The 17,077-nt window shown below is 71.1% G+C and carries 14 protein-coding genes and 1 pseudogene; 10 read left to right on the top strand and 5 right to left on the bottom strand.

All coding sequences use genetic code 11. The features are described from left to right. A partial coding sequence (locus ABT304_RS22160) for a transposase (RefSeq protein WP_350718500.1) occupies positions 1–174 on the bottom strand: 174 nt, incomplete at its 3' end. Positions 175–224: 50 nt separating this feature from the next. Here ABT304_RS22160 and ABT304_RS22155 point away from each other — a divergent pair. The 3 genes and pseudogenes from ABT304_RS22155 to ABT304_RS22145 all read left to right on the top strand — a co-directional run. Beyond that, positions 225–977: pseudogene (locus tag ABT304_RS22155) on the top strand (DUF222 domain-containing protein); the annotation flags it as partial. 3 nt (positions 978–980) lie between these two features. After that, a complete protein-coding gene (locus ABT304_RS22150; protein ID WP_350718498.1) occupies positions 981–1,193 on the top strand; it encodes an HNH endonuclease signature motif containing protein in 213 nt (70 codons plus the stop codon). 206 nt (positions 1,194–1,399) lie between these two features. After that, positions 1,400–2,569 carry a Cmx/CmrA family chloramphenicol efflux MFS transporter gene (locus ABT304_RS22145; RefSeq protein ID WP_350718489.1) on the top strand — a complete coding sequence of 390 codons (1,170 nt, stop codon included), beginning with the start codon at positions 1,400–1,402 and terminating at the stop codon, positions 2,567–2,569. Here ABT304_RS22145 and ABT304_RS22140 read toward each other — a convergent pair. Then, positions 2,566–3,831 (bottom strand): alpha-L-fucosidase, encoded by a 1,266-nt coding sequence (locus tag ABT304_RS22140; protein ID WP_350718487.1) that lies wholly within the window; start codon positions 3,829–3,831, stop codon positions 2,566–2,568. The genes ABT304_RS22145 and ABT304_RS22140 overlap by 4 nt on opposite strands. A gap of 5 nt (positions 3,832–3,836) precedes the next feature. Beyond that, positions 3,837–4,433, bottom strand: a complete 597-nt coding sequence (locus ABT304_RS22135; protein ID WP_160022259.1) for a TetR/AcrR family transcriptional regulator — start codon at positions 4,431–4,433, stop codon at positions 3,837–3,839. A 145-nt stretch (positions 4,434–4,578) separates the two neighbouring features. On the opposite strand from ABT304_RS22135, the gene ABT304_RS22130 reads away from it, so the two are divergent. The 4 genes from ABT304_RS22130 to ABT304_RS22115 all read left to right on the top strand — a co-directional run bounded on the left by ABT304_RS22130 (position 4,579) and on the right by ABT304_RS22115 (position 9,165). After that, positions 4,579–5,967, top strand: a complete 1,389-nt coding sequence (locus ABT304_RS22130; RefSeq protein ID WP_350718485.1) for an APC family permease — start codon at positions 4,579–4,581, stop codon at positions 5,965–5,967. A gap of 45 nt (positions 5,968–6,012) precedes the next feature. After that, positions 6,013–7,077, top strand: coding sequence for an agmatinase (gene speB, locus ABT304_RS22125; RefSeq protein WP_160022263.1), 1,065 nt, complete (start codon positions 6,013–6,015; stop codon positions 7,075–7,077). Between the two features lies 1 nt (position 7,078). Then, a complete protein-coding gene (locus tag ABT304_RS22120) occupies positions 7,079–8,431 on the top strand; it encodes a flavin monoamine oxidase family protein (RefSeq protein WP_350718483.1) in 1,353 nt (450 codons plus the stop codon). Positions 8,432–8,568: 137 nt separating this feature from the next. Beyond that, positions 8,569–9,165 carry an adenylate kinase gene (locus ABT304_RS22115; RefSeq protein ID WP_350718481.1) on the top strand — a complete coding sequence of 199 codons (597 nt, stop codon included), beginning with the start codon at positions 8,569–8,571 and terminating at the stop codon, positions 9,163–9,165. On the opposite strand, the gene ABT304_RS22110 is transcribed toward ABT304_RS22115, so the two are convergent. Then, positions 9,138–10,028, bottom strand: coding sequence for a LysR family transcriptional regulator (locus ABT304_RS22110; RefSeq protein WP_350718496.1), 891 nt, complete (start codon positions 10,026–10,028; stop codon positions 9,138–9,140). The genes ABT304_RS22115 and ABT304_RS22110 overlap by 28 nt on opposite strands. A gap of 71 nt (positions 10,029–10,099) precedes the next feature. On the opposite strand from ABT304_RS22110, the gene gabT reads away from it, so the two are divergent. From gabT to ABT304_RS22095, 3 genes are all read left to right on the top strand, one after another. Continuing rightward, a complete protein-coding gene (gene gabT, locus ABT304_RS22105; protein ID WP_350718479.1) occupies positions 10,100–11,437 on the top strand; it encodes a 4-aminobutyrate--2-oxoglutarate transaminase in 1,338 nt (445 codons plus the stop codon). After that, positions 11,434–12,918: an NAD-dependent succinate-semialdehyde dehydrogenase gene (locus ABT304_RS22100; RefSeq protein WP_350718477.1), complete on the top strand. Its 1,485-nt coding sequence runs from the start codon at positions 11,434–11,436 to the stop codon at positions 12,916–12,918. The genes gabT and ABT304_RS22100 overlap by 4 nt, the downstream gene beginning before the upstream one ends. A gap of 166 nt (positions 12,919–13,084) precedes the next feature. Next, positions 13,085–16,537: an indolepyruvate ferredoxin oxidoreductase family protein gene (locus ABT304_RS22095; protein WP_350718475.1), complete on the top strand. Its 3,453-nt coding sequence runs from the start codon at positions 13,085–13,087 to the stop codon at positions 16,535–16,537. Here ABT304_RS22095 and ABT304_RS22090 read toward each other — a convergent pair. Further along, positions 16,534–17,055, bottom strand: a complete 522-nt coding sequence (locus tag ABT304_RS22090) for a hypothetical protein (protein WP_350718473.1) — start codon at positions 17,053–17,055, stop codon at positions 16,534–16,536. The two genes, ABT304_RS22095 and ABT304_RS22090, sit on opposite strands and share 4 nt — an antisense overlap. Between the last annotated feature and the right edge of the window lie 22 nt (positions 17,056–17,077).

Here is a 17,077-nt window from a genome sequence, read left to right as displayed (position 1 = left end):
CTCTGCCTGACGGATCCACTTACGCAGCGTCTCAGCCGACCCGATCCCCAACTTGCCCGCGATCGTGCGGATCGCCTCGAACTCACTGGGGTACTCACCCTGCTCCACCGACTCCGCGACTGCCCGGACCGCGCGCTCACGCAGCTCCCGGGGGTACTTACTCGGACGTGCCATGACTTCATCCTCCAACTAATGAAGTCTCCGGACATCCCGGGGCGGTTCACGCCGACCTCCGGCTCGCCGAGGCTGTGGACCGGACCTACCACCAGGTCGCGGCCGCCATGCGCCGCGGTGACTGCAACCCCGCCCAAGCCCACGTCATCGTCAACGCCCTCGACGACCTCCCCGCCGACCTCGACCCAGAGATCAAGACCAAGGCCGAAGAAGCCCTGGTCGCCTACGCCACCCGGTTCGACCCCACCCAACTGCGACGTCTGGGCCGCCGAATCCTCGACGTCATCGCCCCCGAGATCGCCGAGGCGGAAGAGGCGAAACGGCTCGCCGCCGAGGAGGCCCACGCGCGGAAGAAGACCCGCCTGGCGATGCGGCGGCTTGGGGACGGCACCACCCGGATCTCGGCGGTGGTCCCGGACGCGGCCGCGGACCGGCTGGCCACCACCTTGGAGGCCTTCGCCTCACCCCGACGCGATGACGGCACCCGCACCGAGACCGGCGAGTACCTGCCCTACGACCGGCGCCTGGGACGCGCGTTCTGCCAGCTGCTGGAAACCCTCGACCCATCGCGGTTGCCGATCCATGGCGGGGATGCGACCACGGTGATCGTCACCGTCGACCTCGACCAGCTCCGCAAGGAAGCCGGCATCGCCCAGATCCTCGGTGGCAGCCCGATCACCGCCGCCGAAGCCCGGCGCCTGGCCTGCACCGCGAACATCCTCCCCGCCGTCCTCGGCGGCGCCTCCGAGGTCCTCGACCTCGGTCGCAAGGAACGCTTCTTCACCGCCGCCCAACGCCGAGCCCTCCTGCTGCGTTCGGCCACCTGTGAGGCCGAGGGCTGCGACATCCCCGGCACCTGGGCCGAGGCCCACCACTGGATCGCCTGGGCCCAAGGCGGCGCGACCGACCTCGACAACGCCGCCCTGCTCTGCAGCCATCACCACCACCGCGCCCACGACGCCGCGTACCTCCACGAACGCTTACCCAACGGCGACATCCGCTTCACGCGCCGGACATGAGCCGAGACCGTGGTGACGCCTTCGGGTAGTGTCCGGGGCATGTCGAGTCCCGAGTCGGACAGGTCAGGGGCTGCCGGTCACACCGCCAGCCCCGTGAACCGCTGAGCAGCGCCACCCGCCTTTCGCGCGGGTGAGTGCGGCGTACTCCGGGCTTCCGGCCGTGGTGACCAGAAGCGTCCCTGTGACCTCTCACCTCGGAGTACTCGATGCCTCTTGCTCTCTACCTGCTCGCCCTGGCGGTCTTCGTCATGGGCACCTCTGAATTCATGCTCGCTGGGCTCATCCCCGCGATTGCCGCTGACCTGGACGTCTCTGTCGGTACGGCGGGTCTGCTGACCTCCGCGTTCGCCGTCGGCATCGTCGTCGGCGCTCCTGTGATGGCTGCCTTCGCCCGGCGCTGGCCGCCGCGGCTCGCGCTGCTCGTCTGTCTGCTCGTGTTCGCCGGTTGCCATGTTCTCGGGGCGGTCACGCCCGCGTTCCCGCTCCTGCTCGCGGCCCGCGTGCTCAGCGCTTTCGCCAATGCGGGCTTCCTCGCGGTCGCCCTGAGCGCGGCCACCAGGCTTGTGCCCGACGACCGGAAGGGGCGCGCGCTGGCGATCCTGCTGTCCGGTACGACGATCGCCATGGTGGCGGGCGTTCCGGCCGGGGCGCTGCTCGGCACCGCGGCCGGGTGGCGAGCGACCTTCTGGGCGATCGCGCTGCTGTGCGTTCCCGCGATCGTCGGGATTCTCCGGGGTGTCGGGTCCGCTCCGGGCGGGACCGCCCTCACCCCCGGGCTCCGTGCCGAGCTCGGCCGGCTCCGCTCGCCCCGTCTCCTCCTCGCGATGGCCCTCGGTGCCCTGGTCAACGGTGGCACCTTCGCGGCCATCACTTACCTGGCGCCGGTCGTGACCGGGACGGCGGGCCTGGCCGAGGTGTGGATCTCGGTGATGCTGGTGATGTTCGGGGTCGGGTCGTTCCTCGGGGTCACGCTCGCCGGGCGGCTCTCGGACCACCGGCCCGGCCTCGTGCTCGCCGTCGGCGGCCCGCTGCTGCCGGTCGGCTGGATCGCGCTGGCGCTCGCCGCGCCTCGTCCTGGGCTCTTCCTCGGCCTGGTCCTCGTCCAGGGGATGCTGGCTTTCGGGGTCGGCAGCACCTTGATCGCGCGGGTGCTCTACGCCGCCGCGGGCGCACCGACGATGGCCGGGGCGTACGCGACCGCCGCCCTGAACACCGGAGCCGCGGCCGGGCCCGTGCTCGGTGCTCTCGGCCTGGCGACCGGAGCGGGCGCGCTGGCTCCGGTGTGGGTCGCCGCCGCGCTGACCACGCTGGCGCTCCTGGTCATGCTCCTCTCGAGACGAGCGTTGATGACGTCGGTGCCCGCACGCCTCGGCTAGTGCGACTCGTGCTCGCGGTGCACCGACACCTCGCCGTCGAGCTCGAGGGCGATGACGGTGCACAGTGGGTCGAGGACGTCGTCGGTGGTGAAGACGTACTCCCAGCCGGGGACGTCGTGGAGCCCGCCGATGCGCTGGTGGTCGAGCTCGGCGCCGGACCCGAGGACGTACGCCTTCAGGACCTGGTTGCGCAGGCCGCGGACCACGACGTAGTCGTTGGGCCGGTCGAGGACGTAGAGGAACAGGGTCCGGCCGTCGGCCGAGACGGCGGTCGGACCGTAGAAGTGACCGTGGGGGAGACCGCGGCGGATGCCGTGGACCGCGGGGGAGTGGCGCGCGACCCACTCGCCGAGTGCCTCGAGCCGCTCGGTCTGCTCGGGCGTGATCGTGCCGTCCTCGCGCGGCCCGACGTCGAGCAGCAGGTTGCCGCCACCGCCGATGGTCTCGACGAAGGTGCGCACGAGCTGGCGCGGTGACTTGTGGTTGTGGTCCTGTGGCTGCCAGCCCCAGGAGTCGTTGATGGTCAGGCAGAGCTCCCACGGGCCGTCCGGCGGCACGATCGGAACACCCTGTTCCGGGGTCACGTAGTCGCCGTGGCCGAGCATCCGGCCGTTGACGACCATCTCGGGTGCGAGCTCGCGCAGCTCGGCACGCAGCTCCCGCATCCGCCACTGCCGCTCGTCGCGCTCCCACTCGCCATCGAACCAGAGCAGATCCGGTTGGTAGCGGGTGACCACCTCCCGGATCTGGGTGCGGTGGAACTCCAGGTAGCGCTCCCAGCGCTCGGGCTCCTCCGCACCCGGCCGCGGGACGGCGTACGGGTTGTCCTGCACCACGTGGTGCTGCACCTCGGGCCGCACGGTCGCGTAGTCGGGATGGGACCAGTCGAGGTGGGAGAAGTAGAGGCCGACCTTCAGCCCCCGGCGGCGTACGGCCTCGACGAACTCGGCGACGAGGTCACGACCCGCCGGGCTCCGCTCGACCACGGAGAGGTCGTTGGCGTCGGTGTCGTAGAGCGCGACCCCGTCGTGGTGCTTGGCGGTGAGTACGGCGTACGTCGCCCCCGCCTTCTCGAAGAGCTCGGCCCAGGCGTCGGCGTCGAACCTGGAGGCGGTGAAGCCGTCGAGCTGCGCCATGTAGTCGGCGTAGGGGACCCGGCCGTCGTAGAACGACCAGGACTCCGCGACGCCGTCGACGCTGTAGATGCCCCAGTGGACGAAGATGCCCAGCTGGGCCTCGGGGAACCAGGACGCGATCGGCATGCCCGCTACCCCTCGTGTCCGGCGACGACGGTGCGGGTGTGCGCGAGGGCGTGCTCGCGCAGGGTGGTGCCGCCTCCGGTGACGATGCCGATGCTGAAGCCGTCCCACATGGCGCGCAGGCGCTCGGAGACGGCCTCGCGGTCGGGCACCTCCGGGAGCGCCGCGGCGAACAGCCGGACCAGGTCGGCGTGCCACTCGTCGTCCATAGCGCGCTGCGCGGCGGCGAGCTCGGAGTCGTACGGCGCTCGTGCCCACAGCTCGAGCCAGAGGAGCCAGCGCGGGTCACGCTCGTCGAGGGCGAGGTAGACGTCGGTGAAGGACACCAGCGCGTCGACGCCTCCGGAGCCGTCCTTCTCGGCCTTCTCCAGGATGGGCGCTCGCTGTGCTGCGTACTCGTTCTCGCTCCATCGCAGGGTCTCGAGGAGAAGGCCGTTGCGGGTGCCGAAGTAGTAGAGGAGGTGGCCTCCGCTGGTGCCGAGCCGAGCGGCGAGGGAGGCCATCGTCACCTTGGCGAGCCCCTGCTCGGCCACCATCTCCAGAGTGGTCGCGAGCACCTGCTCGCGCGGTCGTTCCAGGCGTCTGTTGGAGCGTGTGCGCGTCACCTCGACAGTGTCTCCTTGTGCTCGCTCGGTGAAATCTTCGGTCCCACCCCTTGACTCTAGCGGTGATCTGGGTCACTTTGAATGCCGTTCAAAGTTTTGTACGGCGTTCAAAACCCGCTGTACCCTCATCACAAGGAGACCCGCGATGATCGAATCCATGCAGGTGAGCCCCGACGGGGTGAAGCCGGCGCAGGAACGGCGGCGGCTCGCGCGGGTGCTCGGACCCGGCGCCGCGGTCCTGCTCGTGCTGTCGTGCATCACGCCCGCATCGAGCCTGTTCATCATCGTCCCGGAGCTGTTCGCGACCCAGGGGAGCGGCGCGGTGCTGGCCGTCGTCGCCGGCTTCGCGGTCTCGATCGCGATCGCCGCGTGCTACGCCGAGCTCGGCACCCGGACCGCCAGCTCCGGCGGTGAGTACGCGATGGTCACCCAGACCCTCGGCAAGTCGATGGGCTGGCTGACGTTCTCCCTGGCGGGCGTGCTGCTCTGGCTGATCCCGCCGATCTTCGCCCTCGGCACCGCCGACTACCTGGCCGACCTGGTGGAGCTGCCGCGGGCCGCGACCGGTGCGATCGTGATGCTCCTCTCGACCGCCACGGCGATCCTCAACATCAAGGCCAACGCCGTCGTCACCGGCACCTTCCTCGCCCTCGAGATGATCGCCGCCGCCGTCGTCGTCGTGCTCGGGCTCGGCCACGTCCAGCGCGGCCCCGGCGAGCTGGTCTCGCCGCACGTCATCGGTGAGAACGGCCTGGAGCCCTTCACCCTGGCGATCCTCATCTCCGGTCTCGCCGTGAGCACGTTCCTGGTCAGTGGCTTCGGCACCACGGTCTACCTCTCCGAGGAGATCGTCGACCCGCGTCGCAACGTCGCCCGCGTCATCTTCTGGACCCTCGGCCTGGGCGGCCTCGTCATCCTCATCCCGACCGTGACCACGGTCCTCGCGGTCGACGACCTCGGCGATCTCGCCTCCGGCAACTTCTCCCAGTGGGTCGCCGCCTGGGGTGGCGAGCGCGTCGCGGTCGCCGTGAACGTCGCCATCGCCATCGCGATCCTCAACGCCGTCATCGTGATGGTGCTGCAGAACGCCCGGGTCGTCTACGCCTCCGCCCGCGACCGCTCCTGGCCCGCTCCGGTCAACAACGTGCTGACCAAGCTGCACCCCCGCTACGCCACCCCGTGGCTCGCCACCCTCGTCATCGGCATCCCCGGAACGATCCTGGCGGGCGCCGTCGAGATCGAGTCTCTGCTCGGCGTGACCTCGGTGGTCATGTCCACGATGTACGTCGTGGTCGCGATCGCCGCCCTCCGCGCGCGTCGACTGGCACCGGCCGCCGAGAGCTGGAGGATGCCGTTGTGGCCGTTGCCCCCGCTGGTCGTCATCGGCGCGATCGGCTACGCGCTGGCCGGCTCCGCGCGGATGGACGTCCTGATCACGGCCGGCGTCGTGGTTGCGGCCCTCGCCTACTACTACGTCTACCTCGCCCGCCGACCGGGCGAGCGGTTCCTGGTCGTCGACCCGACCGAGGACTGAGCACGACCGACGTATCCAGAGAAACGAACGAGAGAGAAGAACGCCATGGCTCGCTACGGAACCCAGTTCGGCCCCGACATCACCTTCCTGGGTGTCGACCGGTGCGACTGGGCCGACCCCGCGACGTACGAGGGGGCCGACGTGGTCATCCTCGGTGCCCCCTTCGACGGAGGTACGTCGCACCGGTCGGGCACCCGGTTCGGCCCGCAGTTCATCCGGCAGACCTGCTACCTGGCCCACGACGGGTCGCGGCCCTCGCTCGCGATGCGGGTCGACGCGCTCAAGGATCTTCGCGTGCTCGATGCAGGCGACGTGGAGATGTTCTCCGGCGACGCCGAGCGCTCGGTGCGCGACCTGCAGGAGGCCGTCCACGCCGTGACGAGCAACGGCGCCATCCCGCTGGTGCTGGGCGGCGACCACACGATCGCCTGGCCCGACGCCGCCGGCGTCGCCCAGCACCTGGGCCAGGGGCGCGTGTCGATGATCCACTTCGACGCCCACGCCGACACCGGCGACATCGAGTTCGGCTCGCTGATCGGGCACGGCCAGCCGATGCGCCGGCTCATCGAGTCCGGCGCGCTGCGCGGCGACCGGTTCCTGCAGATGGGGCTGCGTGGCTACTGGCCCGAGCCCGAGACGCTGGACTGGATGGCCGAGCAGGGCATGCGGTCCTACGAGATGACCGAGATCGTGCACCGTGGCCTGGAGGAGTGCCTCACCGAGGCCTTCACCATCGCCACCGACGAGTGCGACGGGGTCTTCCTCTCGGTCGACATCGACGTCTGCGACCCCGGCCACGCTCCTGGCACCGGCACCCCGGAGCCGGGTGGCCTGACCGCGCGTCAGCTGCTCGACTCGGTCCGCCGGATCGCCTACGAGCTGCCGGTGGTCGGCATCGACGTCGTCGAGGTCTCTCCGCCCTACGACCACGCCGACATCACCTCGTTCCTCGCCAACCGGGTCGTCCTCGAGGCGCTCTCGGGCATCGCCCGCCGCAAGCGCGACGAGGCCGACGGGACCCGCTGGGACCCGAGCCTCCCGCTGCTGGCCCAGCGTCCCGATCAGCGTCCCGACCGACGGCCCACCGACACTGACAAACAGGAGAACTGACATGACCACCCACGACGTGATCGTGGTCGGCGCCGGCGTGACCGGCCTGACCGCGGCCTGGCGACTGGCCCAGGCAGGCCAGGACGTACTCGTCCTGGAGGCGCGCGACCGTGTCGGCGGCCGGCTGCGTACCGAGGCGCACGGTGCGCCCGGCGAAGAGGCCGACTTCGAGATCGGCGGTCAGTGGGTCTCGCCGGACCAGGACGCCCTGATCGGGATCCTCGACGAGCTCGGCCTGCCGACCTACCCGCGTTTCCGTGAGGGCGAGTCGCTCTACGTCGACAAGGCGGGGGTAGCGCACCGCTTCGGCGACGACCTGCCGGTCGGCGAGGCCACCTCGGCCGCCATCGCGCAGCTCACCAAGACGCTCGACGCGCTGGCCGCGGCCATGGACCCGGCCCGGCCGTGGGAGCTCGACGACGCCGACCACCTCGACAGCGTCTCGTTCCGTGTCTGGCTCGAGCAGCAGTGCGACGACCCGGTCGCGGTCGACAACATCGCCCTCTACATCGGGCCGGCGATGCTGACGAAGCCCGCCCACTCGTTCTCCGCGCTCCAGGCGGTGCAGATGGCCGCCAGCGCGGGGTCGTTCAGCAACCTCGTCGACGCCGACGTGATCCTCGACCGCCGAGTCGTCGGGGGCCTGCAGCGGGTGCCGCTGACGCTGGCCGGGCGGCTGGGCGATCGCGTCCGGCTCGGCCAGGACGTCACCCACATCGAGTGGGACGAGGACGGTGCCGTCGTCCACGTCGGCACCGAGATCCACGCCGCCCACCGGCTGGTCCTCGCCGTGCCGCCGACCCTGGTCAAGCGGATCCGGTTCAGCCCGGAGCTTCCGGCCGAGCACCGGATCGCCCGCGAGCACCAGTCGTTCGGGCTGGTCATCAAGGTGCAGGCGCAGTACGAGACGCCGTTCTGGCGCGCCGACGGGCTCAGCGGCACCGGCTTCGCGCCCTGGCAGCTGGTGCACGAGGTCTACGACAACACCCCCGAGGGCGAGTCGCGCGGGACGCTGGTCGGGTTCGTCTCCGACGAGCGCGCGGACGCGGTCGGCCGTCTCTCCGACTCCGAGCGACGCCGTGAGGTGCTCGAGTCGCTGGCGGCGTACTTCGGGGAGGCGGCGCTCGAGCCGCTCACCTTCGTCGAGAGCGACTGGCAGCACCAGGAGCTCACCGGCGGTGCGTACGGGACGAGCTTCGACCTGGGTGGGCTGACCCGCTGGGGTGCGGTGCTGCGCGAGCCGCTCGGGCCGATCGAGTTCGGCAGCAGCGATGTCGCCGGCCACGGCTTCCAGCACGTCGACGGCGCCGTACGCGTGGGCGAGGAGATCGCTCGCCGGATCGGCGGCCGCTGACCGAGAGGTCTGCCAGAGATCTGTCAGAGGTCGGCACGGATGCAACGTGATCGCAGCGAAGCGGTGCCTAGCCTCCGACCGGGCGCGCTCATCGTGGGGGTGAGCGCGCCACCCCTCGAGAAAGGTCCACCCTTCGTATGCGCCTCCTCCTCATGGGACCGCCCGGTGCCGGCAAGGGCACCCAGGCCGTCGTCATCGCCGAGCGGTTCGCCGTGCCGGCGATCTCGACCGGCGACATCTTCCGGACGAACGTCGCCCAGCAGACCACGCTGGGCGTGGCGGCACAGACCTACATGGACGCGGGCGAGTACGTCCCGGACGAGATCACCAACGCCATGGTCGCCGACCGCCTCGCCCATCGGGACTGTGCCGACGGGTTCCTCCTCGACGGCTATCCGCGCACCCCGCAGCAGGTCGTCGAGCTCGACGCGCTCCTCGAGCTCTCCGGCGTCGGGCTCGACGCGGTGGTGCTGCTCGAGGCGGATCCCGACGAGCTGGTGAGCCGGCTCCTGACCCGGTCCGAGGAGCAGGGCCGAGCCGACGACACCGAGTCGGTCATCCGCCGGCGGCTGGAGGTGTACGCCGCCGAGACCGGCCCGCTCGCTGCCGACTATGCCGAGCGTGACCTCCTCGCCACCGTCGACGGACTCGGCCCGGTCGACGAGATCACCGAGCGGATCCTGGCCGCGCTGACGTCGATGTCCGCTCAGCGGACGGCGACCTCGGCGCCGTAGCGCTCGACGCAGAACACCGAGAGCCGCTCGGCCAGGCCCGCGAGGGCCTCGGCGGCGTGGTGCTGGGGGTCCCAGGCGGCGTACAGCCTGATCCGGACCCTCCCGGCCGGCGCCTCGATGTGCAGGGGCACCAGGCCGAAGCGGGGGTCGTCGGAGACCACCGCGATCCCGCGGCCCGAGGCCGCGAGCGCCTGCGCGACCTGGGCGTTGGACACCTCGAGGACGTCGCCGTAACCCACGGCGGCGTCCTCGGCCGCTGCGTCCAGGAGCGGCCGCGGCCGCAGATCCTCGGTGAGGAGCACCAGAGGCCGCGCCACCAGATCGCGTACGTCCACAGAGCCCCGCGCCGACCACGGGTCGTCCGGCCGGACATAGGCCCACACCGGCAGCACGGCGAGGGCATGGGAAGCCAGGGACCGCGCCGGCGGCCGGGTGACGATCGCCAGGTCGGCGCCGGCGCGGACGGCAGCGGCCGCGCCGCGCGGATCGAGCTCGCGGACCATCGCGACCGGGTCGTCGGGTCCGAGCGTCGCCAGGAACGGCGCGAGCACGTCGGTGAGCGTCGTGGAGGGCACGGCGAGATGGAGCTCGTCGAGCCGGCCGGAGGCCAGGACACCGACCGCGCGCTCGAGGTCGCCGGCGTGCGCGAGCAGGTCCCGGGCGCGGGGGAGGAGATCCTCGGCCGTCCGGGTGAGGCGCAGCCGCCGTCCCTCCCGCGCGAACAGCGGAACACCCAGGTTCGTCTCGAGCTGCCGCAGCTGCCGCGACAGCACCGGCTGGGTCACGTGCAGCACCTCGGCGGCACGCGTCGCCGAGCCCGCGTCGGCGGTGGCGACGAAGTAGCGCAGCAGCCGCAGATCCATGCTCACGAGACATGATTGTAGTAGTCAAAAGGTCTTGGACGACATGTGTCGCCGAGGCTCATGCTGAACCCATGACCGAGTCCTCGACCCTCGAACAGTCCCGTCTCCTGCGTACGCCGCTTCCCGGCCCGCGCTCCCAGGAGCTCATGGCCCGCAAGGTAGCGGCCGTGAGCCAGGGCGTGGCCACGACCATGCCCGTCTTCGCCGCGCGCGCGGCCGGCGGCATCGTCGAGGACGTCGACGGCAACCGCTTCATCGACCTCGGCTCCGGCATCGCGGTGACCACCGTCGGCTCCAGCGCCGCCAAGGTGGTCGAGGCGGTCTCCGATCAGGTGGCGGCCTTCACCCACACCTGCTTCATGGTCACGCCCTACGAGGGCTACGTGGCCGTCGCCGAGCAGCTCGCCCGGCTCACCCCCGGCGACCACGAGAAGCGCACCGCGCTGTTCAACTCCGGCTCCGAGGCCGTCGAGAACGCGGTCAAGATCGCCCGCTCGTTCACCGGCAAGGACGCGGTCGTCGTCTTCGACCACGCCTACCACGGGCGCACCAACCTCACCATGGCGATGACCGCGAAGAACATGCCCTACAAGCACGGCTTCGGGCCGTTCGCGGGCGAGGTCTACCGGGCGCCGATGTCCTACCCGTTCCGCGACGCCCCCGAGATCGACGGCAAGCTGGCGGCGGCTCGGGCGACCTCCCTGATCGAGACGCAGGTCGGTGCCGAGAACCTCGCCGCCGTCGTGATCGAGCCGGTCCAGGGCGAGGGCGGATTCATCGTCCCGGCGTCGGGATTCCTCTCCGCCCTGGCGGAGTGGTGCCGGGCCAACGACGTGATCTTCGTGGCCGACGAGGTGCAGTCGGGCTTCGGTCGCACCGGCACCTGGTTCGCCGTCGAGCACGACGGCGTCGTCCCCGACCTCGTGGTCAGCGCCAAGGGCATCGCCGGCGGCCTGCCGCTCTCCGCGGTGACCGGTCGCGCCGACGTCATGGACGCCGTCCACCCCGGCGGGCTGGGCGGCACCTACGGCGGCAACCCGCTCGCCTGTGCCGCCGCACTGGCCGTGATCGAGACCATCGAGGCCGAGGACCTGCTCACCCGGGCCCGCGAGATCGAGACGCGTCTCCTCGGAAGGCTCCGTGACCTGCAGGCGAGCGACCCGCGCATCGGTGACGTACGCGGCCGGGGCGCGATGATCGCCGCCGAGTTCGTGGACCCGGCCACCGGCAACCCGGACGGCGCGGTGGCCAAGGCCGTCGCCGCCTACGCTCACAGCCAGGGTGTCATCACCCTGACCTGTGGCACCTGGGGCAACGTCATCCGCGTCCTGCCCCCGCTGAGCATCTCCGACGAGCTGCTCGACGAGGCCCTGGACGTACTCACGACCGCACTCGAGGAGACCAAGTGACCACCAGCCCCAAGACCAGCCCCAAGACCAGCATCGAGACCAGCTACCTCGACTCCCTCGAGCCCGGCAGCGGGGTCCTCGTCGGCGGCCGGTGGCGTCCGGGCACCGCCGGGGTCTTCGCGGTCGAGAACCCTGCCACCCGTGAGCTCGTCGCCGACGTCGCCGACGGCAGCACGGAGGACGCGACCGCGGCCGTCGACGCGGCCGCCGCGGCGCTCCCGGAGTGGTCGGCACTGCCGCCGCGGACCCGCAGCGACCTGCTCAGCCGGGTACGCGACCTGATGCTGCGCGACGCCGACGAGCTCGCTGCCCTGATCGCGCTCGAGAACGGCAAGTCCCTCGCCGACGCCCGCGGCGAGGTCGTCTACGCCGCCGAGTTCTTCCGCTGGTACGCCGAGGAGGCCGTGCGTCCGCACGGCGACTTCGGGTCCTCGCCGGCCGGTGGCACCCGCACCATCGTCACCCACAAGCCGGTCGGCGTGGCCGCCCTCGTGACCCCGTGGAACTTCCCGGCCGCGATGGCCACCCGCAAGATCGCTCCGGCCCTCGCGGCCGGCTGCACCGTCGTGCTCAAGCCCGCTTCCGAGACGCCGCTGACGGCTCTCACGGTCGCCCGTCTGATCGCCGAGGCCGGCGTGCCGGACGGCGTCGTCAACGTGGTCCCCGGAACGGATGCCGCCGGCATTGTCAGCACCTGGCTCGCCGACGCGCGGGTCCGCAAGATCTCCTTCACCGGCTCGACCGGCGTCGGCCGCATCCTGCTCCGCCAGGCCGCCGACCGGGTCGTGAACACCTCGATGGAGCTCGGCGGCAACGCGCCGTTCGTGGTGACCTCCTCGGCGGACATCGCCGCAGCGGTCGAGGGCGCGATGGTCGCCAAGTTCCGCAACGGGGGACAGGCCTGCACCGCGGCCAACCGGCTCTACGTCCACGCCGACGTCGCCGAGGAGTTCACCGCCCGCCTCGGCGCGGCCGTGGAGGCGCTCCGCGTCGGCCCCGCCGAGCAGGGCAGCGACATCGGCCCGCTGATCTCCGCGAAGGCGTACGCCACCGTCACCGGCCTCGTCGACGACGCCGTGGCCGCTGGAGCCGTGATCGCCCACCGCGCCGAGATCCCGCAGTCCGCCGGCTACTTCTACCCGCCGACGGTCCTGACCGGCGTACCGGCCGACTCGCCGCTGCTGCGCGAGGAGATCTTCGGGCCGGTGGCCCCGATCGTGGTCTGGAACGACACCGAGGAGCTGCTGGCCTCCGTCAACAACACCGAGTTCGGCCTGGCGGCGTACGTCTTCGGCGAGATGGGCGAGGCGCTGCACGTCGCCGAGCGGATCGACGCCGGGATGGTCGGCGTCAACCGTGGCCTGGTCTCCGACCCGTCGGCGCCGTTCGGCGGGGTGAAGCAGAGTGGCATCGGGCGCGAGGGCGCGCGGGCCGGTCTGGAGGAGTACCTGGAGACGCAGTACCTCAGCGTCGCCTGGTGATCTGCGCCTCAGGAATTGGCAGAGCGCAGGCCCTATCCACGATGATGTGACCCAGGCCACCCGCACACCCTGCGGGTGGTCGCTCGGGACAGCCTCACCCGGCAGTCCCGGCACAACGCTCCAGACGGACCACCAGCGCCGCCCGGCAGATTGAGGAGTCACACCTATGACCGCAGTGTTCGAGCCCGGGACCTCGTTCGAGGCCTACGACCTGGCAGACCGCTATCGAGTCGGAGCCGGACCGGTGTTGCTCACCGGGATCCAGGCGATCGCGCGGATGCTCGTCGAGCAGCGGGCCCTCGACCAGCGCCGCGGCCTGCGGACCGGCACCTTCATCTCCGGCTACCCGGGCAGCCCGCTCGGCGGTCTCGACCAGCTGCTGCTGGGTCTGCCGAACGAGATGGCCGACGCCGACATCACCGTGGTCCCCGGCCTCAACGAGGAGCTCGCGGCCACCGCGGTGTGGGGTTCGCAGTCCGCGGTCACCCTCGACACCGAGCGCTACGACGGCGTCACCGGCGTCTGGTACGGCAAGGGCCCAGGCGTCGACCGCGCGCTCGACGCGATGCGCCACGCGAACATGTACGGTGCCCACCCCACCGGCGGCATGCTGATGCTGGTCGGTGACGACCCGGCCGCGAAGTCGTCCACTGTGCCGGCTGTGAGCGAGCGGACCCTGGCGAGCCTCGGCATCCCGGTGCTGTTCCCGCGCAACGCCTCCGAGATCGTCGAGTACGGCATGGAGGGCATCGCTCTCTCCCGCGCCTCCGGCTGCGTCGTCGCGCTCAAGATCGTGGCCGACGTCGCCGACGGCGCCTGGGTGGTCAACCCGGAGATCGGCGTCCTCGACCCGGTCACCCCGAAGACCGAGTGGGAAGGCGTCCCCTACACCTACGAGCCGACCAAGATCGAGCTCTTCCCCGACCGGATCGTCGGCGCCGAGGCGAAGCTCTACGGCCCCCGGATGAACGTCGTGAAGGCGTACGCCGCCGAGAACCGGCTCAACCGGATCGAGGTCAAGGCACCGAACGCCAAGGTCGGCATCGTCGCCTCCGGCTCGTGCTACGACTCGATGCGCCAGGGCCTGAAGGACCTCGGCCTCGACCGCGACGAGCTGATGGCCGCCGGGATCCGGGTGCTGCGCCTGGGCATGATGTGGCCGGTCGAGCCGACCATCGTCTCGGAGTTCGCCGACGGGCTCGAGGAGATCGTCGTCGTCGAGGACAAGACGTCCTTCATCGAGCAGGGCATCCGCGAGATCCTCTACGGCGCGCCCTCCGCTCCCGTCATCATCGGCAAGAAGGACCGCAACGGCGTCCCGCTGGTTCCGCTCGACGGCGAGCTGACCGCCGGCCGCCTGCTCGCGCCGCTGCGTCGTGCGCTGAAGGGCCACGCCCAGCTGAAGGCCGCCGGGCCCGCCCGGATCGACCTGCCGCTGCTCTCGACCTCGCGCACCCCCTACTTCTGCTCCGGCTGCCCGCACAACCGCTCGACCGCGCTCCCGGACGGGAGCCTGGGCGGCGGCGGCATCGGCTGCCACACCCTGGTGACCGCATCCCAGCGTGAGGACAGCGCTGTCGTCGGCATCACCCAGATGGGCGGCGAGGGCTCGCAGTGGATCGGCCAGGCGCCCTACAGCCACGCCGGTCACACGTTCCAGAACGTCGGTGACGGCACCTTCTTCCACTCCGCGCAGCTGGCCATCCAGGCGTGCGTCGCGGCCGGGGTGAACATCACCTACAAGCTGCTCCACAACGACGTCGTCGCGATGACCGGTGCCCAGAAGCGGCAGGGCGAGGTCGCGATGGCGCAGCTGACCCACAAGCTGATGAACGAGGGCGTCAAGGCGATCATCGTCGTCGCGGACGAGCCGAAGCGCTACCGCCGCGCCCACTTCCCCGCAGGCGTACGACTGTGGCACCGCGACCGCCTCGACGACGCCCAGCGGGAGCTGCGTGAGGTCGAGGGCGTGACCGTCCTGATCTACGACCAGCACTGCGCCGCCGACGCGCGGCGTCAGCGCAAGCGCGGCACGATCGAGGCCCGTAACACCCGGATCGTGATCAACGAGGCCGTCTGCGAGGGCTGCGGCGACTGCGGCGTGAAGTCCAACTGCCTCTCCGTGCAGCCGGTCGAGACCGAGCTGGGCCGCAAGACCCGCATCGACCAGACCTCGTGCAACACCGACTACACCTGCGTCGAGGGGGAGTGCCCCTCCTTCATGGCCGTCGAGACCGACCCGACCGCCAAGAAGGCGAAGAAGCCGACCCCCGAGCCGCCGACGGTGGCCGACCCGGGCTACGGCGAGCTGGAGCGGACGTACGGCCTCTTCATGGCCGGCATCGGCGGCACTGGCATCGTCACGGTCAACCAGGTGCTCGCGACCGCGGCGCTGCGCGCCGGCTTCGGCGTGGAGTCGCTCGACCAGGTCGGGATGAGCCAGAAGGCGGGCCCGGTGACGGCCCACCTGCGGTTCGGCCCGGGATCGATCGACCCCTCCAACCGAGTCACCCCGGGGTCGGCCGACGCGCTGCTCGGCTTCGACCTGCTCACCCTGGCCGAGGGCAAGAACCTCGCCTACGGTGACCCGGCGCAGACCCGTGCCGTCGTGTCGACCAGCAAGACGCCGACCGGGCCGATGGTCTACGACAAGGACATCGCCTACCCGGCCGACGACGAGCTGCTCACCCGGGTCAACAGCGCGACGTCCTCGCTGCGTGCCTTCGACGCACTGGCGGCGGCGGAGACCCTCTTCGGCAACACCGCCGCGGCCAACTTCCTGCTGGTCGGTGCCGCCTACCAGGCCGGCGCTCTTCCGATCCCCGCCGAGGCGATCGAGGAGGCCATCGGCATCAACGGGGTCGCGGTCAGCGCCAACGTCGCCGCCTTCCGCTGGGGCCGCGCCTCGGTCGCCGCGCCGGAGGAGTTCGCCAAGGTCACCGGCACCGCGACCGCTCCGGTCGAGCAGATCGCCGTGCCGGCCCTGGACGCCGCGACGTTCGACGGCGAGGTGCGTCGCCTCGCCGAGTTCCGTGCCCCGAAGCTCGTCGCCTTCCAGAACCAGGCGACCGCGCGTGACTACGTCGAGACCGTCGACCGGATCTGGAACGCCGAGCGTGCGGTGACCGAGGACACCCGCTTCTCCGAGGCGGTCGCTCGCTACCTGTTCAAGCTCACCGCCTATAAGGACGAGTACGAGGTCGCCCGGCTCCTCACCGCTCCGGCCGCCCTGGACGGCGTCCGTGCCGAGGTGCAGGGCAAGATCAGCTTCAAGCTCTCCCCGCCGGTGTTCGGGGCGTTCCTGAAGGGTCGCAAGATGACCTTCGGGCCGCGCACCCACTTCATGCTCCGCCTGCTGGCGACCATGAAGTTCCTCCGCGGCACGGTCCTCGACCCGTTCGGTCAGGCCCACGTACGCCGCACCGAGCGGGCCCTCCTCGCGCACTACTCCGCCCTGGTCACCGGCCTCGCCGAGGACCTCACCGAGGAGTCCTACGCCCGGGCCGTCCGCCTCGCGGAGCTCCCGGACATGGTGCGGGGCTACGAGAACGTGAAGATGCGCAACGTCGAGGCCTACCGCGAGGCGCTCGCCGCCGAGGGGATCGACCTGACGGTCTAGAGCACCTGGTGGGTGCTGGACGGACCGTCACCCACGCCGAACGCCTCTGCCAGCCTCGACGGCGCACCAGCGCTGTCGAGGCTGGCCTCCACCTTGCGGATGTTGCGCGCCGACGGGTAGGCGAAGTAGGCCATCAGCACCAGCGAGACGGCCCCGCCGATGAGGTACGTCATCAGCTGCCCCTCGGTGAGGACGAAGGCCAGGCCGAGAGAGACGAGCGCGACGACCTCGCTGAGGACGAGCCGCAGGATCATCGAGGTCTGGTGCTTCTGCAGGCCCTCGCTGGTCGCCTTCTCCGGCGGGGTCCCGGGCGCGATCGGAACCGCGCGGAACCCGATCGCCGAGCAGAGCAAGGCCATGACCACTCCGGCCGCGACCTGCCCGCCGATGACGTACGCCGAGGGCAGCTGCAGGTCGGCGTCGGGGATGCTGAGCGCGACGACGACCCCCAGCCCCACGACCATGGTCATGAACGCGAGCGCCATCATCTGTGCCGTACGTGCCAGTGGTGCGGTCATCTGAGCTCCTCCTCGACGGGGT

Origin of the sequence: Nocardioides sp. NPDC000445, from assembly GCF_040300245.1 — a bacterium.
In the GTDB taxonomy this organism is placed as follows: domain Bacteria; phylum Actinomycetota; class Actinomycetes; order Propionibacteriales; family Nocardioidaceae; genus Nocardioides.
Note: the sequence above shows the minus strand (reverse complement) of the source record. Positions and strands in the feature narration are given on the sequence as shown.

Coding starts and splice junctions, on each gene's coding strand:
- ABT304_RS22130 (WP_350718485.1), top strand. CDS start 4,579: ATGATCGAATCCATGCAGGTGAGCCCCGACGGGGTGAAGCCGGCGCAG.
- ABT304_RS22120 (WP_350718483.1), top strand. CDS start 7,079: ATGACCACCCACGACGTGATCGTGGTCGGCGCCGGCGTGACCGGCCTG.
- ABT304_RS22095 (WP_350718475.1), top strand. CDS start 13,085: ATGACCGCAGTGTTCGAGCCCGGGACCTCGTTCGAGGCCTACGACCTG.
- ABT304_RS22110 (WP_350718496.1), bottom strand. CDS start 10,028: ATGGATCTGCGGCTGCTGCGCTACTTCGTCGCCACCGCCGACGCGGGC.
- speB (WP_160022263.1), top strand. CDS start 6,013: ATGGCTCGCTACGGAACCCAGTTCGGCCCCGACATCACCTTCCTGGGT.
- ABT304_RS22140 (WP_350718487.1), bottom strand. CDS start 3,831: ATGCCGATCGCGTCCTGGTTCCCCGAGGCCCAGCTGGGCATCTTCGTC.
- ABT304_RS22090 (WP_350718473.1), bottom strand. CDS start 17,055: ATGACCGCACCACTGGCACGTACGGCACAGATGATGGCGCTCGCGTTC.
- ABT304_RS22115 (WP_350718481.1), top strand. CDS start 8,569: ATGCGCCTCCTCCTCATGGGACCGCCCGGTGCCGGCAAGGGCACCCAG.
- ABT304_RS22145 (WP_350718489.1), top strand. CDS start 1,400: ATGCCTCTTGCTCTCTACCTGCTCGCCCTGGCGGTCTTCGTCATGGGC.
- gabT (WP_350718479.1), top strand. CDS start 10,100: ATGACCGAGTCCTCGACCCTCGAACAGTCCCGTCTCCTGCGTACGCCG.